Below are 26,628 nucleotides of genomic sequence, written 5' to 3'. Positions count from 1 at the left end.
TGCTCGTGCTAGGCCAAACTCATGACACGCATTCCGACCAAGCAAGAGGTCCTCGACTGGATCTCGGCGAACCCTACCCTGACCTCGAAACGTGATATTGCCAAGGCTTTTGGCATCAAGGGCGCGGATCGGATCGATCTGAAGCGTATCCTGAAAGAACTTGAGGCCGACGGCCATCTGGAAAAACGCAACCGCAGCTATCGCGATCCGGATCGTCTGCCGCCGGTCAGCGTGTTGCAGGTGAAGGCCCCGAACGTAGATGGCGACCTGTTTGCGCGCCCGTTGGAATGGCACGGAGAGGGGGTCGAGCCCATCGTTCTGCTCGTAACGCGTGCCAGCGATCCGGCGCTGGGTGAGGGTGACCGCATTCTGGCACGCCTGACCGTGGTGCATGAGGAAGATCACAATTACGAAGCCCGCTTGATCCGCCGCATCGGCACCAACCCGCGCAAGATCGTCGGCATTTTCCGCAAAGGGGCCGAAGGCGGGCAGATCGTACCTATCGACAAGGCTGGTCAGACAGAATGGCTGGTCGCGGACGGGGCCGTTCTGGGGGCCAAGGATGGTGAGTTGGTTGAGGCCGAACAGGCCGGACCCAAGAACCGCATGGGTCTGCCGCGTGCGCGCATTGTTGAACGGCTCGGCGATCCGACCGCGCCCAAGGCTGTCTCATTGATCGCCATCCACCAACACGGTATTCCCGACGACTTCCCGGACAAGGTAATCGAAGAAGCCGACAAGGCCAAACCCGTTGGACTGAAAGGGCGTGAAGACCTGCGGGATATGCCGTTGCTGACCATCGATCCTGCGGATGCACGGGACCACGACGACGCCTGCTATGCCCATGCCGATGACGATCCCAAGAACCCGGGTGGCCATGTGATCTGGGTCGCCATCGCTGACGTCGCCGCCTATGTGAAACCCGGTACGGCTCTGGATCGCGAGGCACGCAAGCGGGGCAACTCCAGTTACTTCCCGGACCGCGTAGTGCCGATGCTGCCGGATCGCCTGTCCGGCGATCTATGCTCCCTGCACGAAGGCGTCCCGCGCGCTTGTATCGCGGTTCGGATGCAGATTGATGCCGAAGGCAACAAGATCGGCCACCGGTTCGTGCGCGGCCTGATGCGCTCTGCCGCCTCGCTGAATTATACCGAGGTGCAGGAGGCCATCGACGGCAACCCGAACGACCGCACCGGGCCGCTGTTGGATACGGTGCTGAATCCGCTTTACGCCGCCTATGCTGCGCTGAAAAAGGCACGTTCCGTGCGGCAGCCGCTGGAACTGGACCTGCCTGAACGCAAAATCGTACTCAGCGATACGGGTGAGGTGACCAGTGTCGCGTTCCGTGACCGGCTGGATGCGCATAAGCTGATCGAGGAATTCATGATCCTCGCCAATGTCGCCGCTGCCGAGACCCTGGTCACCAAACGCCGCCCGCTACTGTTCCGCGTCCACGAAGAGCCCGCGCCCGAAAAGCTGGAAAGCCTGAGAGAGACGGCGCAGGCGGCGGGATTAAATCTCGCCAAAGGGCAGGTATTGCAGACCCGACATCTGAACGCGCTGCTAAACGCCGCCGCTGGTACCGAGGATGCGGAACTGATCAATCTGACGACCCTGCGGTCGATGGCGCAGGCCTATTACAACCCCGAAAATTTCGGCCATTTTGGGCTGGCTCTGCGGAACTATGCGCATTTCACTTCTCCCATCCGGCGCTATGCTGATCTGATCGTGCATCGCGCGCTGATCTCAGCCCATGGCTGGGGCAAGGACGGATTGACCGAGGATGAGATTGCACGGTTGGAAGAAACGGCGACCCATATTTCGGATACCGAGCGCCGCTCGATGATGGCCGAGCGCGATACGACTGATCGCTATCTGGCGGCCTATCTCAGCGAGCGGGTCGGCAATGAGTTTTCTGGCCGGATCAGCGGTATTGCCCGGTTCGGTGCCTTCGTGAAGATGGACGAGACCGGAGCGGACGGTCTGGTTCCAGTGCGTTCGCTGGGGCGAGAGTTTTTCCATTTCGACCGAGAGGCCGGGACGCTGATGGGCTCGGACACCGGGCTGATCATCGCCATTGGCCAGCGTGTCACGGTGCGGTTGACCGAGGCGACGCCGGTGACGGGCGGATTGGAATTGGAGTTGTTGTCCATCGATGATCAGGCGCTGCCGCGCGGCCGTGGCCCCGCCAAGCGCGGAACGCGGCGCAAGGCCGCCAGCACCAAACGCAAGAAGGACAAGATCAAGCGCAAGGTCGAACGCAAACGCCGTCAGAGGTGATAAGTAAGCGCGCGCGCAATCAGCCAGCCATGGCGCGTAGGATCAATCTGATCGGGCCGGTCGAACAGAATCGCGCGATTGCCGTCGATCCGATCCTCTCCAGGAAAGGCGGAAGTAAAATCCCCCATCAGTCGGCTTTGGCAGTGTACGAACAACGCAAAGCAAGCCGCCTTGTGTCCGCCCAAACGAATCGTCGAGCCTTTGGGCGCCAGATAGGCGGGCTGGCCCCACCGCAACGCTTCTTCCAGAGGCTGAGCGCGTGGCAGCGAGGCCGCAGTTTCGAAGATCAACTCGCGCAGCGCTAGTGCCCCATTGCGCGTCTCTTCTGGTAGCGCCTCATAGGCTGCAGCGACTTTTTTGTCCTCAAAGGCTGTCATGATAGCGGGATCGCCTGCTCCATTCGGTCGATATAGCTGTTGAGCAGCTTATCTTGTTTAATCCGACGGGTCAGGGGGGTGTCTGATGGTGTCGCGCGCATCGCCGCCAGCATTGGACCGACGCTCATGTCCGCCGACGTAGGTTTCTCTCCCATCAGGTAGGGCGATTGCCAAAGATAGGCCGAGATCGCCTCAAAGTCGCGCTCCAGCCGGTCTTGTCGTTCGACGGGCGAAAAGCGGGATACACCTTGAAACGCGAGCCCCTTGAGAACGGATTTCCGGATCGAATTCGAAACCGGCTTGCGGATCAGTGCGGGAATGACGGTAAAGAATGTATCGCGCAGGATTGGCCAAACCTCATCATTGGCCCAACGGTCCTGCACGACATGAAAGTAAAGGTGTTCCTCGGCCATGCGGACCAGTGCGCGGGACTGGGCTTTTTGCAGGTCGGTCAGGCCAGCATCGAAATCGGCCCCCTGAGCCTCAAGCCAGTCGCGGATCAGGTCGCTGTCCGGAATCAGACGTTCAGGCGTACGCAGAACCGGCAGCTTCTGGTGTGGCATATTGCGCGGGTCCAGCAGATCGGACCGTTGCCAGCGCAGGCCCGCGTTTTGAAGCATCAGGGCCGTTTTCACGCAGAATGGGCTGGCGCTGAACAGGCCAAAGGCAGAGGGGAAGGTGAGAAGGGTCAGCATCATCAGCTCCATAGTTGGGACGCCTGATGGATACGCCGGACTGATGACAGATTCTGACATTAGATTTAGAGTAGAATATACTATGTCCCGCACCGCTCGTCTTTTTCAGTTGATGCAGGCCCTACGATCTGGCCCCTCGCCCAGAACGTCGGTTCAATTGGCGCAGGATTTAGGCGTTTCGCCGCGCACAGTGCACCGGGATATCGATGCATTGCGTGGCCTCGGGGCGATAATCGACGGAGAGGCCGGTTTCGGGTTCACCCTAATCGAGGATGCCACCCTACCGCCGTTGGGTTTCACCAATGACGAGCTCGAAGCGCTGGTGTTGGGCTTGCGCGAGGTGCAATTGATCGGAGACCCGGCGCTGTCGGATGCTGCAAGCGCAGCCTTACGCAAGCTGCAGGGCCGATTGCCGCAGCGCCAGTCGCACCGATTGAGCCACGCCGTTTTGACCGCCACGCGATTTGACAGACCAGCGGTGCCAACAATTGACGTCGCCATTCTACGCCAAGCCGCATGGGATGAACGCGTGATCGAGTTCGCCTATACCGATGCCAAAGGCGCGGATACCCGGCGTCGGGTCAATCCGCTGAGCATCGTCTATATGGATCGCGCCAGCGTACTGCTCAGCTGGTGTCACTTGCGCCAGGATTTCCGAGTGTTTCGGCTGGATCGTATGCAGGGCATGGATGTGACCGAGGATAGCTTTCGACCCAATCGCGTATCGCTTTTGCGTGATGCCATTGCCCGTATTCGCGCGGAACGTGAGGAACAGGATCACGAAACCTGACGTTCTGCGTTTTGAGAAATCCCGATTGTGCGCTATCATCGGCTCTGAGCAGTAATCAGGATAAAACGGAATGCGTAAGTGTGTAGGTGGCGTTATGACCGCCGCATTATGGGCATCCATCGTGCAGGCGGATACAACAGACAATTCGATACGGCCTCTGGCCCGACCTTTGGTCGACAATGTGCAACTGGCCTCGGCGGACGTGACGGTCTCGGTACGGCCCGTGCTGCGGCCAAAGGTCGAGGTGCAACGTGTATCGGCAGACGGGAATGCCCGATTTCAGGCTTGGCTGGGGGCATTTCGCAAGCGGGCGCAAGAGCAGGGCATCTCGGTCAATACGCTGGATCGGGCGTTGGCTGGGGTGACCTATGACAGTGACATCATCAAACGCGATCGCAATCAGGCGGAGTTTTCCAAACCGATCTGGGAATATCTGGACGGAGCGGTTTCAAAAACGCGGATTTCCAACGGTCGCGTTGGACTAGACAAGCACCGAGAGATTTTGACCCGGATCGAAGCCCGGTACGGCGTCGAAAAAGAGGTCGTGACCGCGATCTGGGGTCTTGAGACTTCGTTCGGCACCTACCGAGGAAGCAAGCAAACCATTCGGTCGCTGGCGACTTTGGCCTTTGATGCTCGACGAGCAAGCTTTTTTGAGGGACAGCTGATCGCCGCGTTGCAGATACTGCAAGCAGGGGATGTCGACCCTGAGAATATGGTAGGCAGTTGGGCTGGGGCGATGGGGCATACACAGTTCATGCCGACCTCGTTTCTTGATTACGCGGTTGATTTCGATGGAGATGGGCGTCGCGAGATCTGGTCGGATAATCCAACTGATGCCTTAGCATCAGCCGCTTCTTATTTGGCAAAACATGGATGGACCAAAGGCCAACCTTGGGGGGTCGAAGTGCAACTACCATCCGACTTTGACTACGCCAATGCGCGGCGAGATTTCACTCTGATGCCGTCGGAATGGGCGGCCCGTGGGGTTCTTGCTTACTCGGGCAAGGCAGTGCCCGATCACGGGCAAGCAGCAATCTTGTTACCGGCGGGTGGTCGGGGTGTCGCCCTGATGATCTTCAATAATTTCAAAGTGATCGAGGCCTACAACGGCGCCGATGCCTATGTGATCGGCATCGGGCATCTGTCCGACCGGCTTGCAGGAGGCTCTCCGTTTGAGGCCGATTGGCCGCGTGGCGATCGCGTATTGAGCTTTACTGAAAAGAAAGAACTACAGCGTCGGCTGACTCAGGCGGGCTTCGATACACAAGGGATCGATGGGCGCACCGGGCCAAATACGATTAACGCGGTGCGCGCGTTTCAGGTTGCTCAGGGGTTGATCCCGGATGGATACCCGTCGCTCGGCCTGCTGGAAAGGATGCGCTGATAATCAGGGCGACCCAATTGGGTCGCCCATGATCTAATGATCAGGACGCAGGCTTCATCAGACCTTTTTCGTTGATTTCAACCAACGCATCATCCAACGATTTTTGAATGCGCACGAACATCTCGTCGACTTCGGCCGGGGTAATGACCAACGGCGGAGAGATGACCAGGCGGTCGTCCACATGACGCATGATCAAATTGTTTTTGAAGCAATGTTCGCGGCAGATATATCCGATCGTGCCGGGATCTGATGCGAACTTGGCTCGGCTTGCCTTTTCAGGCGTCAATGCGATGGACCCCATCAAGCCTGCGATCTTTGCCTCTCCGACCAGCGGATGCTCGACCAATGCGTCCCATTTCTTTTTCATATAGGGCGCGGCCACGTTGCGCACGTGATCGACGACGTTTTCTTCTTCGAGGATGCGCAGATTTTCGAGCGCAACTGCTGCGGCAACCGGGTGGCCGGAATAGGTGTAGCCATGGTTGAACTCGGTGGCGCTGATGACACGTGCGACTTCGTCGCAGACGATCGATCCGCCAATAGGTGCATAGCCTGAGCTAAGGCCCTTGGCGATTGTCATGATATGCGGTTTGATCCCGACGGTTTGCGAGCCGAACCAGTTGCCGGTTCGGCCAAACCCGCAGATCACCTCATCCGCGATCAGCAGTATATCGTACTTGTCGCAGATGCGCTGAATTTCAGGCCAATATGTGTCGGGTGCGATTATCACGCCGCCTGCGCCCTGCACAGGTTCGGCGATGAAGGCAGCGACGCGATCTTCGCCCAGTTCCTGAATGGCTTCTTCCAGCTCGCGCGCGCGGGCAAGGCCGAATTCCTCGGGGCTCATATCGCCGCCTTCCGCCCACCAGTTCGGCTGGTTGATATGGTGGACATTCGGGATTGGAATGCCGCCCTGCGCATGCATTCCTGCCATGCCACCCAACGACGCCGATCCAACAGAAGAACCGTGATAGGCATTCTTGCGGCTGATGATGATGTTCTTGTCCGGCTGACCTTTTTCGGCCCAATAGGTGCGCACTAGACGGATGTTGGTGTCGTTGGCCTCGGACCCGCTTCCGGCAAAGAAGACATGGTTCAGATCACCTGGCGCAAGCTCAGCCAGTTTTGCAGCCAGCGCAATGGCGGGCGTATGGGTCGTCTTGAAGAAAGTATTATAGTACGGCAGCTCGCGCATTTGACGTGCGGCTGCATCGGCCAGCTCGTCGCGGCCATATCCGATATTCACGCACCACAATCCGGCCATACCATCCAGAATTTCATGACCTTCGCTATCGGTCAGATAGACGCCCTTGGCACGGGTGATGACCCTGACACCTTCGTCTGCCAGCGACTCATTGGTTGAAAAAGGATGCAGATGGTGTGCTGCGTCCAGCGCCTGCAATTCGGCAGTGGGCATGTGATTGGTGATGGTGGACATCTCGGATTCTCCAGCAAGCGTCGTTGCCAGACAGAATATGATCAAATTTTATGCTGTCAATCGAATCGCTGGTTTCTAGGTGCTTGGCAAAGCATCGCCCATCATTCCCATACCCTGCTCAATGTCCTGCGCTGTTGCTAACGCGGCCTTTTCCGCATCTCGCTCACGTAGCGCGGCAATAATGTCTTTGTGTCTGTCGGGCAGGCTTTGAGTGCCGAAGCGACCGCAAACGATGCGCAACGAAGGGCCGAATCGCAGCCATAGCCGTTCGGCTAGATCAACAAGTATCGGAGCGTCCGCATGGGAATACAGAGATTGGTGAAAGGCGTGGTTCAAACGCAGGTAACCCCCTACATCTCCATCCGCGATCATATTGTCCAATCGTTGATCCAGCTGCTCAAGATAGTCGATCTCGGTTATAGATATGTTCTTTGTGGATCGCCTGGAAAGCTCTGTTTCTATTGAAATTCTTGCGAAAATCATCTGCTCGATGTCGTTGGCTGAAAGCAGCGGGACGCTCACGCGACGATTGCCCTGAAAAATGAGCGCGCCGTCGGAAATCAGACGGCGTATCGCCTCGCGCACCGGAGTCATGCCGACACCAAGCGAATCAGTCAGACCCTGGATCGTAACCGGCTGCCCGGGCACGAGATCGCCAAACAGAATCTGGGATTTCAGTGTCCGATAGACCTGTTCGTGCGCTGGGCGTTTTTCTTCATCTACCGGAGGTATATCTGCTTTATTTTTGATCAAATCCAAAAGGTTTGCCCCAATCCAAGTGTTTCTGTCTTGCCAGAATCTTCACCTATTCCGACCATAGGTGAAACCGTCGTGAAACGCAAAACTTGATCAAATCCAAAAAAAGGTCAAAATGGCCGCACAGTTGCAGGGAGAAAAATATGAAACTGAAAACGCTGGGGATGACAGCGATCGTCGCATTGGGGACTTCGGCCGCGTTTGCTGAAGAAGTGCGCGTCTATAACTGGTCCGACTACATCGACGAAGATCTGCTGAGCAAATTCGAAGAAGAAACAGGGCTGACCCTGATCTACGATGTGTTCGACAGCAACGAGGTTCTGGAAACAAAAATGCTGGCCGGTGGGTCAGGCTATGATGTGGTTGTGCCTTCAGGCACGTTCCTACAACGCCAGATCCAGGCCGGCGCATTCCAGGAACTGGATGCCGCCAAGCTGTCGAATGCAGGCAACCTATGGGATGTGATCCAGGAACGAACCGCAGGGTATGACCCCAACAACGCCTACTCGATCAACTATATGTGGGGCACGACAGGTATCGGGTTGAATGTCGGCAAGGTCAAAGAAGTGCTGGGCGACGATGTTGCGCTTAACAGCATGGATCTGGTGCTCAAGCCCGAAAACATGGAAAAGCTGGCCTCGTGTGGGGTGCATTTCCTCGACGCACCGTCTGAGATCATTCCGATGGTGCTGCAGTATATCGGCGAAGACCCTGACAGCCACGACACGGATGTAATTGGGAAAACCGAAGAAATTCTGACCAGTGTGCGCCCGTATGTTCAGAAATTCCATAGTTCGGAATACATCAATGCGCTCGCCAATGGTGATATCTGCGTTGCTGTCGGCTGGTCGGGCGACATCTTGCAGGCACGCGACCGTGCGGCGGAAGCGGATAACGGCGTGGAAATTGAATACCATCCCTTTGCGGAAGGCTCGCTGATGTGGTTTGACCAGATGGCTATTCCGGTCGACGCACCAAACCCCGAAGGCGCGCACCAGTTCCTGAACTTTATCTTGGATGCCAACAACATGGCTGCGGCGTCGAACTATGTGTACTACGCCAACGGCAACAAGGCCTCGCAGGAGTTTCTTGAAGAGGACGTGATCGGTGATCCGGCGATCTATCCGGATGATGCGACCATGCAGAACCTCTACATCACCACACCTTATCCGGCAAAGACCCAGCGGGTGGTGACACGTCTCTGGACCAAAGTGAAATCAGGCACCTGATCTGATCATAGCGCAAGGCGGGCCCACTGCCTTGCGCCATTTTTATCCTGACCGATAAACGGGGGCCGCCTTGAATTCTGAAGTCTTTGCGCCGTGGGATGACCCGCAGGCGAAACCCTTGATCCAGTTCCAGAACGTCACCAAGCGTTTTGGCGCATTCACCGCAATCGACAATCTTTCACTGGATATCTACGAGCGTGAGTTCTTTGCGCTGCTCGGCCCGTCGGGCTGCGGCAAGACCACGATGATGCGGATGCTGGCCGGATTCGAAACCCCCTCCGATGGTCATATCCTTCTGGGTGGACAGGATATCGACCCGATCCCGCCCAACAAACGGGCGGTAAACATGATGTTTCAGTCGTATGCGCTGTTTCCTCATCTCAGCATCTGGGACAACATCGCCTTTGGCCTGCGCCGGGACAACATGCCCAAGCGCGATCTGGAAGAGCGGGTCGATGAGATGCTGCGCCTAACCCGGCTGGAACAGTTCGCACGCCGCAAGCCGCACCAGATCTCGGGTGGTCAACGCCAACGCGTTGCGCTGGCCCGGTCATTGGCCAAAGCACCAAAACTGCTATTGCTCGACGAACCTTTGGGTGCTTTGGATAAGAAACTCCGTCAGGATACTCAGTTCGAGTTGATGGACATTCAGGAAAAAACCGGCACGACCTTTGTCATCGTGACGCACGATCAGGAAGAGGCGATGACCGTTGCCAGCCGAGTGGCCGTGATGGATCAGGGCAAACTGATGCAAGTGGCAACTCCAGATCGCATCTATGAGACACCAAACTCGGTTTATGTTGCTGATTTCATTGGGGATGTAAATATCATTGAGGGACGAGCTACTGCAGCAGGCGACGAAAGTTATCAGATCGAGTGGGCAGAAGGGCAGCCCCCGTTAGCGGCGTCTTCTGCGACCCAACTGTCCAATGGTCAGAGCTGTCATCTGGCGATCCGGCCTGAAAAGGTCGCGATCTCTGCCGAGCGCCCGGTCGATGCAATCAACGCCATTCAGGGCAAGGTGCATGACATCGCCTATCTGGGCAACTTGTCGACCTATCATGTCGAACTGCCAAACGGCACGATCATCAAGGCGCAAACAGCGAATACCCGCCGCATCTCGCGCCGCTCGTTCACCTGGGAAGACCCGGTTTGGCTGTCCTGGACAGCGACTGCCGCAGTTCTGCTGGAAAACTGATGCGCCGCGCTGTTCTTATCGCTGTCCCGTATGTCTGGTTGCTGGCACTGTTCTTGGTGCCATTCTTTATCGTCCTAAAGATATCGCTTTCAGACACCGCACTTGCCATTCCGCCCTACACTCCGACGCTGGACCTGTCCGCAGGTTGGGCGGGTATCAGGGATTTCTTCAGCCAGCTTGATCTGGAAAACTTTGTCTGGCTGACTGAAGATGATCTTTATTGGAAGGCCTATCTGTCCAGCGTAAAGATCGCGCTGATCTCAACGGTGTTGACGCTGATTGTCGGGTATCCGATCGCATATGCGATGGCGCGCGCACCTGAAGAGTGGCGACCTACATTCATGATGCTGGTCATCCTGCCGTTCTGGACTTCGTTCCTGATCCGGGTTTACGCATGGATGGGTATCCTCAGCAACGAAGGCTATCTGAACCAGCTCTTGCTTTGGACAGGCATCATCTCAGCGCCGCTGACCATTCTGAACACGAATACCGCAGTTTATATCGGTATCGTTTATACCTACCTACCTTTTATGATCCTGCCGATTTATTCGTCGCTTGAACGGATGGACGGGTCGCTGATCGAAGCCGCTGAAGACCTTGGGTGTTCGCGTCTGCAGGCATTCTGGTTGATCACAATCCCCTTGTCGCGCCCCGGTATTATCGCGGGCTGCTTCCTCGTGATGATTCCGGTGATTGGGGAATTCGTAATCCCCTCGCTACTGGGCGGATCGGGGACCTTGATGATCGGTAAGGTGCTGTGGGAAGAGTTCTTCTCGAACCGCGATTGGCCCGTCGCCAGCGCGGTGGCCGTGGTTCTGTTGCTCATCCTCGTGATCCCGATTGTGCTGTTCCAGCGCAACCAGCAAAAGCAGACGGAGGCAGAACAATGAACAGGCTGAGCTGGTTCAACACTGTCTCACTGACGCTGGGATTTGCCTTTCTGTATATCCCGATGATCATCCTGATCATCTTCAGCTTCAACGAAAGCAAGCTTGTCACCGTTTGGGCCGGGTTCTCGACCAAATGGTACGGCGAGTTGATGCAGAACGAAGCCTTTCTTGATGCAGCCTGGGTCACGCTGCGCGTTGCCGTATTCTCATCAACGCTGGCCACGATTCTGGGCACCGCAGCGGCCTATGTTCTGGTACGCGGTGGGCGGTTCTTTGGGCGAACACTGTTTTCCGGGATGATCTATGCCCCGCTCGTGATGCCCGAAGTGATCACGGGTCTGTCGCTGCTGTTATTGTTCATTGGCATCGGATTGGACCGGGGGATCTTGACCATCGTTCTGGCGCACACGACGTTTTCGATGTGTTTTGTCTCGGTCGTCGTGTCCTCGCGCCTTGTGACCTTTGATCGATCGCTGGAAGAGGCCGCACTGGATCTGGGCTGTTCTCCTGCGCAGGCGTTTCGCTTGGTGACCTTGCCAATCATTGCTCCGGCAGTGATTTCGGGATGGCTGCTGGCTTTCACCCTGTCGCTGGATGACCTAGTGATTGCTTCGTTTACATCTGGGCCTTCTGCCACCACCTTGCCGATCAAGATTTTCTCGGCTGTGCGTTTGGGCGTCAGTCCCGAGATCAATGCGCTGTCAACATTAATGATCGCGGTTGTCACGGTGGGCGTTATTACCGCGTCCCTGGTGACCAAGCGGGCGATGGTTAGGCAGAAACAGGATGAGTTGGCCGCGGCAAGCGCTGAATGAGGCGTATATTTCCTGATTATGCCTACGGCCCCGCGCCACGCGCGGGGTGTTGGTGGGATGAGACGATCGCGACCCCTGCTTGGCCAAAGCTCGAAGACGATATCAGCGTTGATGTCGCCGTCATCGGGGGCGGGTTTACCGGCTTGTCCGCCGCATTGCATCTGTCCGAGGCAGGGGTTTCGGTCGCTGTGTTCGAGGCGGAAACACCGGGCTGGGGGGCGTCCGGTCGAAACGGGGGCTTTTGTTGTCTAGGCGGGTCAAAGCTCAGCAAGGCTGGCCTGACCCGTCGCTATGGTCAGGTGGCAACGCAGACCTATTACCAAGCGGAAGAAGACGCCGTTTCACTGGTTGCTGACCTTCTGCGTGATAACCAAATCGACGCCGAAACGCATTCCAAGGGTGAAACTCAACTGGCCCATTCACGGCGCGCGATGGAACGATTGCGCCGGTCGGCCGATCCGGCCGGACAATTACATGAGATTGACGATCTGCAGGGCCTCGGGCTGGGTGGGGCGTTTTTCGGCGGCTATACAACGCCAATTGGCTTTGCCCTGAACCCCCGAAAGTATCTGTTCGGTTTGGCTGGCGCCGCCCAGGCAAAGGGCGCAACTCTTTTCCAGAACAGCCCGATCACGCAGATCAAACAGGCCGCCTCGGGATTCGTGCTGACCTCGCCTGCGGGTCACGTTCGTGCTTCGAACGTTCTGGTGTGCACAAATGGCTACTCAAGCGAGGATCTGCCGCCCTGGTTGGCCGCGCGTTATATGCCTGCACAGTCAACGGTTCTTGTGACGCGGCCTCTGACTGATGTCGAGCTGCAGGCGCAAGGCTGGACGTCGGATCAGATGGCCTATGACACGCGTAATTTGCTGCACTATTTCCGATTGATGCCCAATCGACGATTTCTGTTTGGGACACGAGGGGGGCTGCTTTCATCCCCTGGGGCTGAGGCGCGCATTCGGCAAAAGGCCTTCGGGGATTTCAGGCGGATGTTCCCCGCCTGGGACACGGTCGATGTCACACATAAGTGGTCCGGCATGGTTTGCCTTGCCCGGAACCTTGTGCCCTTTGTGGGCCCGGTTCCTGAGCATCCGGGGATGTATGCAGGGTTTGCTTACCACGGCAATGGTGTGGCGATGGGAACCTATTGCGGACGTGCTTTGGCGCGACTGGTGCTGGGGCAATCCGCAGACATTCCGTCCCCTATTGCGGGTGCGCCGGGGCGGTTTCCCTTTGGCCGTTGGCGTCGCGCTGTCATGCCGCCAGCCTATGCGTATCTGGGTCTGGCGGACCTATAAGGCCTCAACTTCCAACTCATACCCAATGGCATAATCAGCCGCACCGTTTTCGGCCCGCCAAAGACAATAAGCGGCCATGCGCCACGCAAACCAAGGCCTCAATGACAGATAGCGTTCGGTGATATCGGGTTGGTCGTAGGCCTTAAGAAACAGCGTCTCTTCGGCCTCGGACAAGGGCGCGCCTCGATAGAGTTGCTGCATCGCAGGTGAAAGGAATATCGCCAAGTCTTCACATGGGTCACCGAAGGCCGGGCATTGCCAATCGATCAGCGTCAGCCCATTTTTCGATTGCAGGATGTTTCCCGCGACCGGATCGCCATGGATCAAGCACCGCGCGGATAATGGCGGTACTTGGGCCTGAGGTTTTTTTGCAAGCAACGATCGCCGCTCTTCCGCGTGGCAATCAGCCAGAATTTGACATGCGTGCTGTTCCAGATCTTCGCTGCCATTGCAGCCGTTAGGGAGGTCCAGATTGACCGGAATTTGGTGCAACCTTCCAAGCAGATGGGCCACGCCCGAAACATCGTCCTGCCAAGGGACGCCCGGAGCGTGGTCATAGTAGACCCAGCTGTCGTCTCCAAAGGAACCCGTGGCACGTAAATTGGGCACGAAGCCAAAGCTGTTGAGCGTGCGCAGACATTCTGACTCAAGCCGGGCATCGTTGCGAAACAAGGGGTTCTGAAACCGCGCACTGTATAGCTTAAGCACGGCATCACTATTGCCGGACAAAACCTTCCAGACATGATTGGTCCGCCCACCGTACAACACCTCGAAGGTCACGTCGTGGCGGATCAAACCTTGGGTGCTGAGCTGGGCAACAAGACCCGGGGGAGGTTGGTGATGTTCAGACAGGAGAGATACCGGGTTAGGGAGCGAGTCGCGATGCGCCAAGCTTTGGCCCGCCTTGCCTTCCAGATCAAGCGCCCGTGCGGATTTGCGTGACCATTTCGGCAGACACCTCTGCACCGCTCTCCAGTTTCAGGATGATGCCACCTTCGCTGACCTGTGCCTCTACCACCCGACCGAAGGCAGATGCGGGCGTGCTGGTTAGTAACTCACCTCTTTTGAAGCTCTCCAATGTGGCTGAGTAACTGCCAGCGGGAAAGGGATCACCGGCACTGCTGACCCCGGCCCACTCGAATTCGGCCTTATCGAGAGGCACAGGGACGCGGTCGACAACGGTGCCTTGGTCGTTGCGAATGACCAATTCGGCCCGATCTGCGGTTGCTTCGGCCTGCGCAAAGATCGGAACAGGCTGATCTTCAAAGCGAAACGGTGCGTCGGTTTTGACATTCATCCCAACCCAGCCGGTAAGCTGGTTCAGATTGACAGCACCTAGTGTCAGCGCCAGATCAGACAGAAGCTCATTGGCTTTGACCTGTTGTTCAACCATCGAAAACTGCGCCAGCTGAGAGGCGTATTCGGAGGAATCCAGTGGCTCAAGCGGATCCTGATTGCGCGCCTGCACGGTCAGCATGCGCAGAAAGGTCTCGAAATCCGAAGTCAGTGCCGAACGTTCCGAATTGTTGTTTGCGCCGGGATTTGCACCCGTTACGGTCACTGAATTGGTCGCTGAAATCATCGGTTAAAGCCTCATATCAAGGCCCCTGTCAGGGCCGGTCGGGAGAGTAGGTGCCTCATGGTCAGAGTCGCGAGTCATTTCGTCGGTTTCTGAGGAGGGATCAGACTCTGACGGGTCGCCATGCTGGGCCGAGCCCCCGGACATGTTCAGATCAAGCGACAGATCCCCATATCCCAGCTTTTCGAACTCGGCAGACAGGATCGCAATGTGGCGGCGCATCAGGTCCAGTGTTTCGGGCCGTTCAGCCGCGATCGTAAGATGAAACCCGTCCTCTCGACCGTTGAGCGTGATTGAGACGCGGCCAAGCTCTTCGGGGTTCAGGGCAATTTCAACGCCGCCGGTGCTTGGGCGGGCCGAAATCGAAGCGGCCAGTTGCCCCGCAATCGCGCGCGCGGTTTCCGCGCGGGCCATGGCGACGGGCATCGTTTGCGTCGTGTCGCGCATCGTGTGGCTTGCCGCTATATCTTTGACCACGGACGGGTCATCAAATTCCGCGCTGATCGCGGTATCAGCGATAGCATCGCCCGGTGCCCACCCGAGGCCCTGGGCCGCTATCTGCGGTTTCAAGGCGGCGGACATAACCGTTTGCCGCGCCATTTGCTCGGCTGCAGGCTCGACTGCTCGGGCAACGAGACGCGTCTCTGGTTCGGAGCTTGGCTGTTCAAGTTTCGAAACCGTATCCCCCACAAGGGATACATCTAGCGCGCGTGGGGCGGGCATTTGGTGCACACTTCGTTGTTCCCCACCACCTGAGATTGGAGCTTGGGTTGGCACCCGAAGCACGTTTTCATCGGACCTTGGGGTGGCCGCTTCGGTCGAGCCTGCCTTTTGTCTCAGGGCCGAATTGCCAGCGACCAACTGCGAAATTTGCTGTATCGGGCTGGGCGGAGTGACAAGGTCTGTATCACCGACCGTGAAATCCGCTTGGCGGTTGGGCGCAATGGCAACCTCCTGCGCTACCATCTGTGGCTCGGCGGGCTCTGATTCCTTGGCTTTGATCGCCTCAGCTGATTCTGACACGGCAACAGATGCGATATCTGATTGCTCAGCTGGCAGGCTGGATTCAGCCGTCACCAGATCAACATCCTTCAACTCGATCTGATCGGCATCCTCATTCAGCACATCCTCAAAGGCAAACCCGCCATTGACATCCCGCTCCTTACCCTGAGATGCCCCGGGTTTGTCGCCCGTGGCAGGTGCAGCCGTCATGATCGTCAGCGGGTTGGGCATTTTTTGCTCCGGGCTTTCGTTGGTCTGGCCCGCACTGTGCCCAAAGGAAGTTACGTTTATTTTAACCGCTTTCCTCTTTGATCGAGAAAGTTCGAAGCAATTTTTGGAGAATCCGATGACGATTACAGCGACCGGTACGACGGCGTATTCCGCCCAGATTCCACAGAAGCTGAAAGCCGCCTCGGTTGAGCTGGAGGCCGCATTTCTGGCTGAAATGCTCAAGTCTGCAGGCCTCGGCCAAGCGCGAAGTTCCTTTGGCGGTGGCGCGGGCGAAGATCAGTTTTCCTCATTTCTGGTGCAACAGCAGGCGCAGCAAATGGCCAAGGCGGGAGGAATCGGCCTTTCTGAAGTTTTGTTCAATGCAATGATGGAGAAGTCGGATGGATAAAGACCCGATTCAGGCACTGGAAGACCTTTTGGATCTGGAGCGCACAGCCCTGGTCCAGGGGGATTTGACCGATCTGGATCGATTGGTGCCTAAAAAAGAGAATCTGATCGATGCAATAAATGATCTGCAGGTGTTGGAAAGCGATGATCTGATCCGGATCCAGAAGAAGGTCGTGCGCAATCAAGCCCTTTTGAACAGTGCGGCCGAGGGTATTCGGGCTGTGGCGGACCGAATGGCGGAACTGAAACAGGTCCGGCAGGAGTTCAGTACTTATGACGCCTCGGGGCAGCGTAGTGGGTTTGTTTTGCGATCGCAGGCAAAGCTGGAAAAACGGGCATAGCATAAGGTTTGATTCAAATCCGAAATTTCGGATTTGCTCGTCTTAGCACTCCGTTAGGAGATCAGGGTCAAATGTGGCGATGCACCTGAAACAACGGGTGGCGCGAAGGCCACAAGGCACGACGCACAGGTCAGAACGACAGAATGCCTGCCGGTTTGGTGGGTCCAACATGGGCGTCAAACGCGCCCGAACGCTAAGAGGATGACAAATATGTCCAGCATTCTGACGAACAATGGCGCAATGGTTGCGCTGCAAACTCTCAAATCGGTCAACAAGAACCTCGCACAGACGCAAAACGCGATCTCGACTGGCAAGGATGTGGCTACAGCCAAGGATAACTCGGCTGTCTGGGCCATCTCAAAGGTGATGGAATCAGACGTCAACGGCTTCAATGCGATCAAGGACAGCCTAGCCTTGGGTGAATCCACTGTCGCAGTTGCACGAAACGCCTCAGAAACTGTGACGGATCTGCTGAACCAGATGAAAGGCAAGATCGTTGCGGCGCAGGAAGACAACGTTGATCGTGCTAAGATCAACACCGATGTGGCCGCGCTTAGGGATCAGATCGAATCGGTTGTCGGCGCTGCCCAGTTCAATGGCCTCAATCTGGTGAACGGTGGGGCTGGCGCAAGCATTCTGTCCTCTTTGGATCGAGACAATGCAGGCAACGTGACAGCGTCTTCCATTAGTGTATCGGCGCAAAACCTGTCGACAGGTGGTTACACTGCTGCCGACGTGTTCACTGGAACTGACGGGGTCACTGCGGATACGGCCGACGCATTCGGATTTTCGTTGGATGGAAACGGCGGAAGCGATGATGATGGAAGCATCGTGATCGCTGATCCGGGCACATTGTCCGCTGGTGATACTTTCACGGTCCGACTGGGCGACGATGTCGCGTCTTATACAGTCCGGGCTGAGGATATCGCCGCAGGCAACGCGCCCGAAGAGATCATCGCTGCGGGGCTAAAAGCTGCCATCGAAGCTTCGGATGCCAATGTTTCGGTCGTCTATGATCCGGGTACGAATGCTGCGCAACTCGATATCACCAACGAAGGGTCGGATTCGCTGCAGATCAGCGGTCAATATGCCAATGCGAACTCTGGCGGTCTAGGCGCTCTGGCCTCGATTGATGTGTCGACTTCTGCCGGCGCATCCGCAGCGCTTGGCGCGATCGAAGGCCTCATCGATACTGCGATTGATGCCTCGGCGGCTTTTGGTTCGGCGCAGGGTCGGATCGAGACCCAGAAAGAGTTCATCTCGAACCTGTCTGACTCGTTTAAATCCGGTATCGGCTCGTTGGTTGACGCTGACATGGAAGAAACCTCGGCGCGACTGCAAGCGTTGCAGGTCCAGCAACAGCTGGCAACCCAATCGCTATCGATCGCGAACCAGGCGCCACAGTCCATCCTGTCGCTGTTCCGCTAACTTTGGAACTGATCCGGGGCACGCACGCTGTGCCCCGGACTTAATCGCCCGCTGAAGGACAATTGGAAGGATTTCAAGTGACACCGCAAACGCTTGCTCACCGCGCTTATGCGCAATCTGCTGCACCGACGCGAACACCTCGGGATACAGAGTATGAGGCGATTTCCAGGATTACACATCGGTTGAAGGCTGCTTCCACACGGAAAGCGGCTGATTTCGGAGGGTTCGTTCAAGCCTTGCACGAAAATCGCCGCCTGTGGGCTGTGCTGGCAACCGATGTGGCGGATGCGGATAACGGGCTGCCGAGCAATCTGCGGGCGCGGATTTTCTATTTGGCTGAGTTTACCGAACAACACAGCAGCCAGGTGCTGGCGAACAAGGCGACCGTTGAGCCGCTGCTTGAGATCAACATGGCCGTGTTGCGCGGGCTACGTCAAATGAGGGGCAACTGATGGGGGGTCTGGTCCTGAAACTTGCGCCAAAGGAACGGGTTCTGATCAATGGTGTTGTAATCGAAAACGGGGATCGACGCAGTCGGTTTTCGATCATGACACCTCAGGCAAATGTCCTGCGCCTGCGCGATGCCATTCACCCGGAAGAGGTCAACACGCCGGTACGCCGTGTCTGCTATGCCGCGCAGTTGGTTCTGTCAGGCGATACCGAACCTGAGCAGGCGCGCCAGCAACTTCTGCGGCGCGTGGAAGAGCTGAGCCAGGTATTCACGGATGCCGACAGTCGCCGGGTCCTTGCCAACGCAACTGAAGCATTGGTGGCAGAGCAATACTATAAGTGTTTAAAGGCCTTGCGTTCACTGTTGCCACGCGAAGAACGTCTGATGGCGTATCAGCAGTGACCTTCCAGCCGGTCATACCTTCAGGTGGTCTGGTTGGCTGGCGCTTTTTGCAGCGAACCTATGATGCGCAGCTCCAAAGCTATTCTGCCTCGGGGATCAATGAACGGGACGCAAGGTATTTTCTGGACAATATTGGCAAGGTCAAGACGGCCGAGGATCTGGTTTCGGACCGACGGTTGTTGCAGGTGGCATTGGGTGCGTTTGGCTTGGAAGGTGATCTCGACAATCGGTATTTTGTCCAAAAAATCTTGTCCGATGGAACGCAGGCTGACGATGCGCTTGCGAACAGGCTGGCCGACGGTAGGTACCGTGATTTTGCAAATGCCTTTGGACTTGGTCCCGGCGATGTGCGCAAGACCGGATTGGTGGACGCCATGGAAAAGATCGCTGACGACAACTTGATTGCGCGATTTGAAATCTCGGTTGGTGAAGCAGATGAATCGATGCGTATCGCGTTGTACACCCAGCATGCATTGCGCGACCTGGCTGGCCAGGGTGGCAGTGAGGACAGAAGGTGGTTTGATCTGATGGGGCTGCCTCCCTTGCGCCGCATGATGGAAACGGCATTGGGGCTGCCTTCAGCATTTGCGCAACTGGATATCGACAAGCAGCTTGAGGTGTTCAAAGATCGATTGCAGCGCGTTACAGGGTCATCCGATTTGGCGCAGTTCACTGAAAGTGAGGCAATCGAAAAGCTGACCGACACGTATCTGGCCCGCAATCAGATCAATCAAATCCAACAGACGATCTCACCTGCGCAGACGGCTCTGATCCTGCTGGGCGGTGGTTTTTGAACCATTGATGTCAACCAGACACGGTGTGTACGGTATCTCGCGCAAGGCCATAGGTTGACTGATCCGAGATAGTGGGTGGCACAATTTGAGGTTCAACTCTTGCGAAGTAAACTGTCAAATCAGGCATCGGCTGAGGTTTGCAGGGCAAATGATTTGATCGGTTGCGAGACGTTGTGCAGCTTGATCGCCCCTAAAGGGATCGCCTGTTTGCAAACAGGTTCGATATCTTGCGAGACAACAATTCTATGTCCGACGGTTTTGCCATATTCGCCCAATCTGGCAGCGACATTGGCGGCCTGACCAATCACGGTAAAGTCCAACCGTTCGCGTGAGCCCACATTGCCATAGGTGACGCGGCCATAGGCGACACCAATCGAGCAGTCGAAATCATGATCACTTCCGTCACTGCGCAATTCACCCAGTTTTTCGACGATCTCAGTTGCCGAAAGCTGCGCGCTGGATCGGGCTTTGGCGGCATCGTCACCCGCCGGGAAGACGGCAAGAACAGCGTCGCCGATGAATTTCAGAACTTCTCCGTCATGGTCGTGCACGATCCCTGAAACTGTCTCAAAAAACGCATTCAGTAGCTCGATATAGTCATCACGCCCCAGTTTTTCTTCCAATGCGGTTGAATTTCGAAGATCGCAAAACATGATCGCCGCATCTATGTCATCGCCATCACCGCGGCGAATCTCGCCCCCCAGGACGCGCGCACCGCTGCGCTTGCCTACGTAGGTTTCCAGCAGAACCTGCGCGTTTTCGCGCTGCATGAAGACCTCGTAGAACCGCGCGATGACAGTAGAGCATTCAAAAACCAGACCCAGGTTCTCGGTCGTGAACCCATCGGGATGATCGCAAGTCAGGGTCAGGACATTCGTCCGCCCATCCGAGAAAGGCAGTGGCATGGCAACGTAATCGGTGGCCCCTTTTGCGCGCAGGTCTTCGATGATCGGAAAGCTGTTATGCGGATTGTCGTTGTTCAGGCGCTGCCGGACACCACCCAACCCGTTTGAAACGTGACGCAGGGGGCTGTTGGTAAAGGCAGGGTGATCATGAATTTCATAGGTCGGAGTGTGGGTCGAAATCTCAGCCGAGTCTTTCTCCCAGATATAGTGTTTGCCTGCGATCAGCGGATGCAGCGACCAGACCAGAATGCTTAGGCGTTGAATAGCGATGCCATGTTCCAGCATTTTCTCGGCCAGCGTTTTTGTAAAGGCATCAGGAGTGTTAATTTCGGACGCACCGCGCATCAGCCAATCGATCAGGGGGCCGCTGATATTGCCATCGTCGGGTTGACGCAGTTGGTTGTCGCCGAGGTCGATCCGCGTCGCGGTATCCGGCATGAATCCAATATGGCCCTGAATGGCCGCGCTTTCAGGGAAGGCGTCTTCATAAGCCCAAATCGAGTTCGTAAGGCGCTCTTCCGGTAGGCTAATGTCGTGATAGGTTGCGGTACCCTTGAAGGGGCAGAACGTCTGCAATTCGGTCTCAGGGCTGAGTTCGACACACAGGTCTTCGCGCGGAACATAGATCGCGGGAGGTAGCCGCGTTTCGTACATGACTTTGGCGTTGTGGCTTTCGGCCAGCAGTATATCACCACGGTAGATCGCGATCCGTCCCTGCAGCGGCTCAACTGATATCCCATAGCCTTTGACATTCGGTGTGGCATGGACGTTCATCTGCAACCTCCCTTGGCCAAGCCCTTATATCATGGGTCTTGAGGGCGAGAATTCCAAGATGCGCACGTAGATTTTACCGCAATGGCATCCTCAGACCATTTGAATAACGTCTTTCTCAATCGACAGCATATAGCCCTTCTTTGCGATGTTCTTCACCAGCAGCTCACTGACCATCTGATTTCCCAAGGCGTCGCGCAGGCGTTTGATCCGGGTTGCCCCGGCGGCCTCATCGCAATCTGCAGCGTTTCTGCCCGAGATCATCGCTTCGATCTGGGCACCCGACAGGACCTCGTCATCCAGCCGGGATTCAGCCAGAACCGAAAGCGTTTCCATCGCGGCGGGGGTCAACTTAAAATCCATGTTGTTGAGATAAACGGTATTCTCTTCACGGCTGATCAGCAGGGATGTTACCTGGATCCCCGTCCGTTCAATCTGGGCCATGCGGCGGTTCAGCAGAACCAGCATGACCAGAAAAACAAGCGCGGTGATCAGCATGGCGCTGGCAAAGACCAACAGCACGAAGATGACCATTCGATAGCTGGATAGCGTATCGGCAAAGGCGGTGCCCGATTGCGCCAGAATCTCGAGCAGACGGATTTCCGATTGCGAGGTCAGGTCAGCCTCGACAAACAGCCGTTCAACCCGCGCGTTGAAGGCATTTGCGTCCGGTAGCGTCCAGAACAGGAAAACCGCTGCAGTCACCAGGATCGCGACGATTGCCGCAATCCCCAGACCAACCAGCCGAACCCCCGAACGACGCGCCTCAGTAACGGAGATAGTATTTTCCGGCATTGGCCTTCCTTTGATCCAATCCACCCGCCTCGAAAACGGTCATCACGTTCAGCAGGGTCCAGCCGTTTGATTTCAGCCGCTTGGCGACTTCTTTCCGGGCCGAGCCTTTATCGCAGTTTGAGACCTGCATGACGCCATAGTGCAGGCGTAAGGGATTGTCCTGCTTGGCCTTGTAGTCGGCATAGCAATCTGCCGCGATGGCTTGCGACCCAACCGATATCAGGGCCGTCAGAGCCAGAGAAGAGAGGATCTGTTTCATGGGCTGCATCCTGCGCATGGGTTGGGTGGATATTCAATAACCTCAGGGGGTTTGTGGTGCTGATATTGAATAACAGTATGCCGTTATTGCTTGTCTGAACGGGGTGGTCGCAGTGTCAGGTTATCAAATTCGCGGTCGGTAACCGGCCTGCCCATTATCCGAAAGGACACGCATCATGCACCGGAAATTTATCGCTCTGATCATAGCAACCGCCGTCGCCATTACGGGGATCTCAGCGTCGCAGGCACGGGCGGCAGATACCCGAGATATTCTCGGCGGATTGGCTGCGATCGCGCTCATAGGTGCTGCGGTCAACCACTATCATCAGGAGAAAAAGCGCGACGAAGAGGCAGAGCGCCGCAAGCGTCACAAGCAGGCTGAAGCCAAGGCGAAGAAGGCCAAGAAAAAACATGCTGTACGCCCGTTGCCAAAGCGGGTGGCGCGGTATGACCTACCGCAGCGTTGCCTGCGCACGTTCAATGCCTATTCGAACAAGCGTCCGCTGCTTGGGCCAAATTGCCTGAAGAAGTACTATAAACATGCCGATAGCCTGCCACACCAATGCAAGGTTGGTTTCTGGAATGGTAAAAAGGTAAAACGGGCATACGAACCCGCCTGCCTGCGCCAGAAAGGATACCGCGTCGTTTACCAGTAACAGGTTTCGAGCAGGAGTGGCGCCATAGAAGCGCCGCGCGGGAGAGGGTGGCGCAAGCTGCCCTCTCTTTTTTCTTGCGAAGCGCTACGAAACGCGATTTGCCGAGGGTATGACGACACCTGATTATGAACTCGAACGGGCTTTGCTAGCACGCGGATATACCCGAATTGCCGGGGTGGATGAGGTTGGGCGCGGTCCGCTGGCCGGCCCGGTTGTGGCCGCAGCGGTTATTTTGAACCCGGATGACATTCCTGCTGGGTTGAACGATTCAAAAAAACTGACGGCCAAGCGTCGCGGCGGTTTGGATGAGATATTGCGCGACCGGGCAGAGGTCGCGGTGGCCGAAGCCACGGTTGCAGAGATCGATGAGCATAACATCCTGCGCGCCTCGCATCTGGCGATGGTACGCGCGGTAGCTGCGCTGGACCCGGCTCCGGATTTCTTGCTGATTGATGGCAACATGATCCCGCGCGGTATGAAATTGCCCTCGCAGGCGGTGGTGAAGGGCGACGCACGGTCGGTGTCGATTTCGGCAGCATCGATCATTGCAAAAATCTGGCGTGATCAGCTGATGGTGGATTTGGCGCAACAGCATCCCGGCTATGGGTGGGAGGCGAATGCCGGATATCCGACAAAACAGCACCGCGAGGCGTTGCAAAATCTTGGCGTGACCCCACACCATAGACGTTCGTTCAAACCGGTCCACAATATCTTGTATCAAGAGTAAATCGTAAGTCGCTGATTCAAAAAAGAAATTGACGGCGAATCATCTTTGACTCATCCTTGTCTCAACCAAATGAGCGCAAAAGCGCCGTGGAACTGAGGCAGTGATATGACCACAATCAAGACAAAGGGCGCAGCCGCGCTCCCTTTAAACACGATTCTATCCGGTGACTGCATCGAGGCGATGAACAGTCTGCCCGAGGCGTCGATTGACCTGATTTTTGCGGACCCCCCGTATAATTTACAGTTGAAAGGTCAATTGCACCGGCCCGATAATTCTCAGGTCGATGCGGTCGATGATCACTGGGATCAGTTCAGCAGCTTTGGGGCTTATGACCAGTTCACGCGGGAATGGTTGAAGGCTGCGCATCGTCTGCTGAAGCCCAATGGTGCGATCTGGGTGATTGGGTCTTATCACAACATTTTCCGCGTGGGTTCCGCCCTGCAGGATGCGGGCTATTGGATTTTAAACGACGTTGTGTGGCGCAAGTCGAACCCGATGCCGAACTTCCGTGGCAAGCGGTTTACCAATGCGCATGAAACAATGATCTGGGCGTCCAAGCGCGAAGGGGCCAAATACACGTTTAACTACGAAGCACTGAAAGCGCTGAACGAAGGCGTGCAGATGCGCAGCGATTGGGTACTGCCGATCTGCACCGGGCATGAACGGCTCAAGGACGAAAACGGCGACAAGGCGCATCCGACACAGAAACCGGAATCACTGCTGCATCGTGTCCTGATTGGCTCGACCAATCCCGGTGACGTGGTGCTGGATCCGTTCTTTGGCACGGGCACCACAGGTGCTGTAGCGAAAATGCTGGGGCGTGAGTTCATTGGGATCGAGCGCGAAGAAAGTTATCGCAAGGTGGCTGAAAAGCGTATCTCAAAGGTCCGTAAGTTTGACCGCGAAGCGTTGGAAGTCAGCGCTAGCAAGCGCGCTGAGCCGCGCGTGCCCTTCGGCCAATTGGTCGAACGCGGCATGCTGCGCCCGGGTGAGGAACTGTATTCGATGAACCAACGCCACAAGGCCAAGGTCCGCGCCGACGGGACTCTGGTAGGGCAGAACGTCAAAGGTTCGATCCATCAGGTTGGCGCGCATCTGGAAAATGCTCCGTCTTGTAATGGCTGGACCTATTGGTGCTTCAAACGCGATGGCAAAACCGTGCCCATCGACGTGTTGCGTCAGCAGATCAGGGCCGAATTGCATAACTGAATACCGCCGGTGCCTGTGGCCTGACACAAGGCACTACGCCTTGCCCCGCCGTTACCGGCGGGGTCTTTTGTTTTTGCCTGTGAGATGATTGCATAGGGCAGCCCCTGACAGCCCTTTTGGGAGATAAAGGCAATGACCGAGACCACCGCCAGTCAATCCCGCCTTAGCCGGTTCTTTGTTACGCAACCCGACAACTTCGATCTGGACAACAAATATACCGAGGCAGCACTGGAACGACACAAGCGAGAGGGGCTTGAACTGGCCGTTCGTGCACGTTGGATCGCGATGGCGTTGACCGGGCTTTTGCTGATCTATCTGAATCCCCAGTGGGAGGTCCTATGGTACCATTTCATCCTACTTCTGATCTGCGCCAATGGTTGGCTGATCCAACGCGCGGGTCGTGTGGGGCAATCCCGGACCGAGTTGCTTTTGATCTTCGTCGATCTGCTGATCATGACGCTGGGGATGATTGTGCCCAACCCGTTCAGCGACGATGTGCGACCACTGGCGATGCAGTATCGGTTCGACAATTTTCAGTATTTCTTCATTATCCTGGCAGCAGGGACGCTTGCCTATTCCTGGCGCACTGTCATTGCGATCGGTTCGTGGACGGCGATGATGTGGACGGCTGGATGGGTGATCGCTTGGTGGGTCGCCACCCCGATCCCCGGGATTAGCGAGCGTGTGGCCGAGGCTTTGTCAGGCTACCCGGATGTGGCCGAGTTCATGGATCCCAACAGTTTCATGCCAACCCTACGCATCCAGCAGGTGATCGTTTTTGTCATGGTCGCAGTGACGCTTGGGGTGTCGATGCGCCGCCTCAATCGCTTGCTGATGTCCAATGCTGGGCTTGAACGTGAACGTGCTAATCTGTCTCGATACTTTTCGCCGAATGTGGTGGATGAGCTGAGCCAGAACGACGAACCTCTGAAGCAGGTCCGCAAAGAGGATATCGCGGTTCTATTTATCGACATCGTTGGCTTTACCAAGTTTTCGGCTGGCCGTGATCCATATGAGGTTATTGAAGTTTTGCGTGGTTTCCACGCCCGAATGGAGACCGAGGTGTTTCGCCATCACGGAACACTCGACAAATACTTGGGCGATGGGCTGATGGCCACGTTTGGAACCCCCGTACCCGGAGAGCTGGATGCAAGCAATGCACTGGCGTGCGCGCGGTCCATGGTCGAGATGATCGACCGTTGGAATTTGGAGCGCAAGCGCGCGGGTGAGCCAGAGATTCGGATCGGGGTCGGGGTTCATTATGGCTCGGTCGTACTGGGGGATATCGGTGCAAACCGGCTGGAATTTGCAGTGATCGGCGATGCGGTGAATGTTGCCGCGAAGCTAGAGGCTCTGACGCGCGATTTTCAAGCGCGCATCATTGTCAGTGATGCATTGCGGTCTCAGGCTCTAAGCGAGACGCCAAATGCGCAAGACATGATGACCGGGTTTGCACAGCACTCGGACCAGCCTGTTCGCGGTGTTACAGCCCCGATGGATGTCTGGGTGCTGTAGCAACCAGGGCTCCCGCCTGTCTGC

At 56.5% G+C, this 26,628-nt stretch carries 28 protein-coding genes; 18 read left to right on the top strand and 10 right to left on the bottom strand.

Annotation, left to right across the window (positions count from 1 at the left end):
* The first annotated feature begins 21 nt into the window (after positions 1-21).
* A complete protein-coding gene (rnr, locus tag ACR0AU_RS06465; protein WP_480795431.1) occupies positions 22-2,280 on the top strand; it encodes a ribonuclease R in 2,259 nt (752 codons plus the stop codon).
* Here the strand turns inward: rnr and ACR0AU_RS06460 are convergent.
* Both ACR0AU_RS06460 and ACR0AU_RS06455 read right to left on the bottom strand, forming a co-directional pair.
* A complete protein-coding gene (locus tag ACR0AU_RS06460; RefSeq protein ID WP_170406797.1) occupies positions 2,271-2,657 on the bottom strand; it encodes a DUF1801 domain-containing protein in 387 nt (128 codons plus the stop codon). The two genes, rnr and ACR0AU_RS06460, sit on opposite strands and share 10 nt — an antisense overlap.
* A complete protein-coding gene (locus ACR0AU_RS06455; RefSeq protein WP_480790447.1) occupies positions 2,654-3,352 on the bottom strand; it encodes a glutathione S-transferase family protein in 699 nt (232 codons plus the stop codon). Before ACR0AU_RS06455 ends, ACR0AU_RS06460 begins: the two co-directional genes overlap by 4 nt.
* 82 nt (positions 3,353-3,434) lie before the next feature.
* On the opposite strand from ACR0AU_RS06455, the gene ACR0AU_RS06450 reads away from it, so the two are divergent.
* A complete protein-coding gene (locus tag ACR0AU_RS06450; protein ID WP_170514888.1) occupies positions 3,435-4,142 on the top strand; it encodes a helix-turn-helix transcriptional regulator in 708 nt (235 codons plus the stop codon).
* Between the two features lie 70 nt (positions 4,143-4,212).
* Positions 4,213-5,529, top strand: coding sequence for a lytic murein transglycosylase (locus tag ACR0AU_RS06445; protein ID WP_170514885.1), 1,317 nt, complete (start codon positions 4,213-4,215; stop codon positions 5,527-5,529).
* A gap of 40 nt (positions 5,530-5,569) precedes the next feature.
* On the opposite strand, the gene ACR0AU_RS06440 is transcribed toward ACR0AU_RS06445, so the two are convergent.
* Together ACR0AU_RS06440 and ACR0AU_RS06435 are read right to left on the bottom strand one after the other, a co-directional pair.
* On the bottom strand, positions 5,570-6,967 hold the full coding sequence (locus ACR0AU_RS06440; RefSeq protein ID WP_170732556.1) for an aspartate aminotransferase family protein: 1,398 nt from the start codon (positions 6,965-6,967) through the stop codon (positions 5,570-5,572).
* Positions 6,968-7,042: 75 nt separating this feature from the next.
* Complete coding sequence (locus ACR0AU_RS06435; protein WP_170625764.1) at positions 7,043-7,726, bottom strand: GntR family transcriptional regulator; 684 nt, start codon at positions 7,724-7,726, stop codon at positions 7,043-7,045.
* A 140-nt stretch (positions 7,727-7,866) separates the two neighbouring features.
* On the opposite strand from ACR0AU_RS06435, the gene ACR0AU_RS06430 reads away from it, so the two are divergent.
* The 5 genes from ACR0AU_RS06430 (at position 7,867) to ACR0AU_RS06410 (ending at position 13,153) form a co-directional block, all read left to right on the top strand.
* The gene (locus ACR0AU_RS06430) at positions 7,867-8,952 is read left to right on the top strand and encodes a polyamine ABC transporter substrate-binding protein (protein WP_170398992.1); all 1,086 of its coding nucleotides are present in this window, start codon (positions 7,867-7,869) and stop codon (positions 8,950-8,952) included.
* Positions 8,953-9,022: 70 nt separating this feature from the next.
* Positions 9,023-10,150 (top strand): ABC transporter ATP-binding protein, encoded by a 1,128-nt coding sequence (locus tag ACR0AU_RS06425; protein ID WP_170636399.1) that lies wholly within the window; start codon positions 9,023-9,025, stop codon positions 10,148-10,150.
* Positions 10,150-11,040: an ABC transporter permease subunit gene (locus ACR0AU_RS06420; protein ID WP_170406776.1), complete on the top strand. Its 891-nt coding sequence runs from the start codon at positions 10,150-10,152 to the stop codon at positions 11,038-11,040. Before ACR0AU_RS06425 ends, ACR0AU_RS06420 begins: the two co-directional genes overlap by 1 nt.
* Positions 11,037-11,855, top strand: coding sequence for an ABC transporter permease (locus ACR0AU_RS06415; protein WP_170398984.1), 819 nt, complete (start codon positions 11,037-11,039; stop codon positions 11,853-11,855). The genes ACR0AU_RS06420 and ACR0AU_RS06415 overlap by 4 nt, the downstream gene beginning before the upstream one ends.
* Positions 11,852-13,153 carry an NAD(P)/FAD-dependent oxidoreductase gene (locus ACR0AU_RS06410; RefSeq protein ID WP_170636398.1) on the top strand — a complete coding sequence of 434 codons (1,302 nt, stop codon included), beginning with the start codon at positions 11,852-11,854 and terminating at the stop codon, positions 13,151-13,153. The genes ACR0AU_RS06415 and ACR0AU_RS06410 overlap by 4 nt, the downstream gene beginning before the upstream one ends.
* On the opposite strand, the gene ACR0AU_RS06405 is transcribed toward ACR0AU_RS06410, so the two are convergent.
* From ACR0AU_RS06405 to ACR0AU_RS06395, 3 genes are all read right to left on the bottom strand, one after another.
* On the bottom strand, positions 13,148-13,948 hold the full coding sequence (locus ACR0AU_RS06405; protein ID WP_480567948.1) for a phosphotransferase family protein: 801 nt from the start codon (positions 13,946-13,948) through the stop codon (positions 13,148-13,150). The two genes, ACR0AU_RS06410 and ACR0AU_RS06405, sit on opposite strands and share 6 nt — an antisense overlap.
* Positions 13,949-14,069: 121 nt before the next feature.
* Positions 14,070-14,735: a flagellar hook capping FlgD N-terminal domain-containing protein gene (locus ACR0AU_RS06400; RefSeq protein ID WP_170732554.1), complete on the bottom strand. Its 666-nt coding sequence runs from the start codon at positions 14,733-14,735 to the stop codon at positions 14,070-14,072.
* Between the two features lie 3 nt (positions 14,736-14,738).
* Positions 14,739-15,965 carry a flagellar hook-length control protein FliK gene (locus tag ACR0AU_RS06395; protein WP_480795430.1) on the bottom strand — a complete coding sequence of 409 codons (1,227 nt, stop codon included), beginning with the start codon at positions 15,963-15,965 and terminating at the stop codon, positions 14,739-14,741.
* Between the two features lie 115 nt (positions 15,966-16,080).
* Between ACR0AU_RS06395 and ACR0AU_RS06390 the strand changes: the two genes are divergently transcribed.
* The 6 genes from ACR0AU_RS06390 (at position 16,081) to ACR0AU_RS06365 (ending at position 19,768) form a co-directional block, all read left to right on the top strand.
* The gene (locus ACR0AU_RS06390) at positions 16,081-16,353 is read left to right on the top strand and encodes a rod-binding protein (RefSeq protein ID WP_170732842.1); all 273 of its coding nucleotides are present in this window, start codon (positions 16,081-16,083) and stop codon (positions 16,351-16,353) included.
* The gene (locus ACR0AU_RS06385; RefSeq protein ID WP_170732550.1) at positions 16,346-16,693 is read left to right on the top strand and encodes a flagellar export chaperone FlgN; all 348 of its coding nucleotides are present in this window, start codon (positions 16,346-16,348) and stop codon (positions 16,691-16,693) included. Before ACR0AU_RS06390 ends, ACR0AU_RS06385 begins: the two co-directional genes overlap by 8 nt.
* A 210-nt stretch (positions 16,694-16,903) precedes the next feature.
* Positions 16,904-18,121: a flagellin N-terminal helical domain-containing protein gene (locus tag ACR0AU_RS06380; protein WP_170406757.1), complete on the top strand. Its 1,218-nt coding sequence runs from the start codon at positions 16,904-16,906 to the stop codon at positions 18,119-18,121.
* 77 nt (positions 18,122-18,198) lie between these two features.
* Positions 18,199-18,573 (top strand): flagellar biosynthesis regulator FlaF, encoded by a 375-nt coding sequence (gene flaF / locus ACR0AU_RS06375; RefSeq protein WP_170732548.1) that lies wholly within the window; start codon positions 18,199-18,201, stop codon positions 18,571-18,573.
* On the top strand, positions 18,573-18,974 hold the full coding sequence (gene flbT / locus ACR0AU_RS06370) for a flagellar biosynthesis repressor FlbT (RefSeq protein ID WP_170398959.1): 402 nt from the start codon (positions 18,573-18,575) through the stop codon (positions 18,972-18,974). The genes flaF and flbT overlap by 1 nt, the downstream gene beginning before the upstream one ends.
* A complete protein-coding gene (locus ACR0AU_RS06365) occupies positions 18,971-19,768 on the top strand; it encodes a DUF1217 domain-containing protein (protein ID WP_170732546.1) in 798 nt (265 codons plus the stop codon). The genes flbT and ACR0AU_RS06365 overlap by 4 nt, the downstream gene beginning before the upstream one ends.
* 119 nt (positions 19,769-19,887) lie before the next feature.
* Here the strand turns inward: ACR0AU_RS06365 and ACR0AU_RS06360 are convergent, their stop codons facing one another.
* From ACR0AU_RS06360 to ACR0AU_RS06350, 3 genes are all read right to left on the bottom strand, one after another.
* The gene (locus tag ACR0AU_RS06360) at positions 19,888-21,447 is read right to left on the bottom strand and encodes a DUF427 domain-containing protein (protein ID WP_170398954.1); all 1,560 of its coding nucleotides are present in this window, start codon (positions 21,445-21,447) and stop codon (positions 19,888-19,890) included.
* A gap of 90 nt (positions 21,448-21,537) precedes the next feature.
* A complete protein-coding gene (locus tag ACR0AU_RS06355; RefSeq protein ID WP_170398951.1) occupies positions 21,538-22,239 on the bottom strand; it encodes a winged helix-turn-helix domain-containing protein in 702 nt (233 codons plus the stop codon).
* Positions 22,211-22,498 (bottom strand): hypothetical protein, encoded by a 288-nt coding sequence (locus ACR0AU_RS06350; RefSeq protein WP_170425885.1) that lies wholly within the window; start codon positions 22,496-22,498, stop codon positions 22,211-22,213. Before ACR0AU_RS06350 ends, ACR0AU_RS06355 begins: the two co-directional genes overlap by 29 nt.
* A 175-nt stretch (positions 22,499-22,673) precedes the next feature.
* On the opposite strand from ACR0AU_RS06350, the gene ACR0AU_RS06345 reads away from it, so the two are divergent.
* From ACR0AU_RS06345 to ACR0AU_RS06330, 4 genes are all read left to right on the top strand, one after another.
* A complete protein-coding gene (locus tag ACR0AU_RS06345; RefSeq protein ID WP_170425883.1) occupies positions 22,674-23,153 on the top strand; it encodes a hypothetical protein in 480 nt (159 codons plus the stop codon).
* A gap of 109 nt (positions 23,154-23,262) precedes the next feature.
* Positions 23,263-23,880: a ribonuclease HII gene (locus ACR0AU_RS06340; protein WP_170406743.1), complete on the top strand. Its 618-nt coding sequence runs from the start codon at positions 23,263-23,265 to the stop codon at positions 23,878-23,880.
* Positions 23,881-23,985: 105 nt separating this feature from the next.
* Positions 23,986-25,089, top strand: a complete 1,104-nt coding sequence (locus ACR0AU_RS06335) for a site-specific DNA-methyltransferase (RefSeq protein WP_170406740.1) — start codon at positions 23,986-23,988, stop codon at positions 25,087-25,089.
* A 132-nt stretch (positions 25,090-25,221) separates the two neighbouring features.
* Positions 25,222-26,604, top strand: a complete 1,383-nt coding sequence (locus ACR0AU_RS06330) for an adenylate/guanylate cyclase domain-containing protein (RefSeq protein ID WP_170398937.1) — start codon at positions 25,222-25,224, stop codon at positions 26,602-26,604.
* The last annotated feature ends 24 nt before the right edge of the window (positions 26,605-26,628 follow it).

This window comes from Ruegeria sp. CG1 (assembly GCF_056537265.1).
This window is presented reverse-complemented; position numbering and strand designations above follow the sequence as displayed.

Excerpts from the sequence above, each read along its gene's own strand:
- ACR0AU_RS06430 (WP_170398992.1), top strand. The coding sequence starts at position 7,867 with ATGAAACTGAAAACGCTGGGGATGACAGCGATCGTCGCATTGGGGACT.
- ACR0AU_RS06440 (WP_170732556.1), bottom strand. The coding sequence starts at position 6,967 with ATGTCCACCATCACCAATCACATGCCCACTGCCGAATTGCAGGCGCTG.
- ACR0AU_RS06385 (WP_170732550.1), top strand. The coding sequence starts at position 16,346 with ATGGATAAAGACCCGATTCAGGCACTGGAAGACCTTTTGGATCTGGAG.
- ACR0AU_RS06410 (WP_170636398.1), top strand. The coding sequence starts at position 11,852 with ATGAGGCGTATATTTCCTGATTATGCCTACGGCCCCGCGCCACGCGCG.
- ACR0AU_RS06330 (WP_170398937.1), top strand. The coding sequence starts at position 25,222 with ATGACCGAGACCACCGCCAGTCAATCCCGCCTTAGCCGGTTCTTTGTT.
- ACR0AU_RS06340 (WP_170406743.1), top strand. The coding sequence starts at position 23,263 with ATGACGACACCTGATTATGAACTCGAACGGGCTTTGCTAGCACGCGGA.
- ACR0AU_RS06390 (WP_170732842.1), top strand. The coding sequence starts at position 16,081 with ATGACGATTACAGCGACCGGTACGACGGCGTATTCCGCCCAGATTCCA.
- ACR0AU_RS06335 (WP_170406740.1), top strand. The coding sequence starts at position 23,986 with ATGACCACAATCAAGACAAAGGGCGCAGCCGCGCTCCCTTTAAACACG.
- ACR0AU_RS06400 (WP_170732554.1), bottom strand. The coding sequence starts at position 14,735 with ATGATTTCAGCGACCAATTCAGTGACCGTAACGGGTGCAAATCCCGGC.
- flbT (WP_170398959.1), top strand. The coding sequence starts at position 18,573 with ATGGGGGGTCTGGTCCTGAAACTTGCGCCAAAGGAACGGGTTCTGATC.
- ACR0AU_RS06380 (WP_170406757.1), top strand. The coding sequence starts at position 16,904 with ATGTCCAGCATTCTGACGAACAATGGCGCAATGGTTGCGCTGCAAACT.
- rnr (WP_480795431.1), top strand. The coding sequence starts at position 22 with ATGACACGCATTCCGACCAAGCAAGAGGTCCTCGACTGGATCTCGGCG.
- ACR0AU_RS06360 (WP_170398954.1), bottom strand. The coding sequence starts at position 21,447 with ATGAACGTCCATGCCACACCGAATGTCAAAGGCTATGGGATATCAGTT.
- ACR0AU_RS06420 (WP_170406776.1), top strand. The coding sequence starts at position 10,150 with ATGCGCCGCGCTGTTCTTATCGCTGTCCCGTATGTCTGGTTGCTGGCA.
- ACR0AU_RS06460 (WP_170406797.1), bottom strand. The coding sequence starts at position 2,657 with ATGACAGCCTTTGAGGACAAAAAAGTCGCTGCAGCCTATGAGGCGCTA.
- ACR0AU_RS06395 (WP_480795430.1), bottom strand. The coding sequence starts at position 15,965 with ATGCCCAACCCGCTGACGATCATGACGGCTGCACCTGCCACGGGCGAC.
- ACR0AU_RS06455 (WP_480790447.1), bottom strand. The coding sequence starts at position 3,352 with ATGCTGACCCTTCTCACCTTCCCCTCTGCCTTTGGCCTGTTCAGCGCC.
- ACR0AU_RS06350 (WP_170425885.1), bottom strand. The coding sequence starts at position 22,498 with ATGAAACAGATCCTCTCTTCTCTGGCTCTGACGGCCCTGATATCGGTT.
- ACR0AU_RS06345 (WP_170425883.1), top strand. The coding sequence starts at position 22,674 with ATGCACCGGAAATTTATCGCTCTGATCATAGCAACCGCCGTCGCCATT.
- ACR0AU_RS06450 (WP_170514888.1), top strand. The coding sequence starts at position 3,435 with ATGTCCCGCACCGCTCGTCTTTTTCAGTTGATGCAGGCCCTACGATCT.
- ACR0AU_RS06445 (WP_170514885.1), top strand. The coding sequence starts at position 4,213 with ATGCGTAAGTGTGTAGGTGGCGTTATGACCGCCGCATTATGGGCATCC.
- ACR0AU_RS06355 (WP_170398951.1), bottom strand. The coding sequence starts at position 22,239 with ATGCCGGAAAATACTATCTCCGTTACTGAGGCGCGTCGTTCGGGGGTT.
- ACR0AU_RS06415 (WP_170398984.1), top strand. The coding sequence starts at position 11,037 with ATGAACAGGCTGAGCTGGTTCAACACTGTCTCACTGACGCTGGGATTT.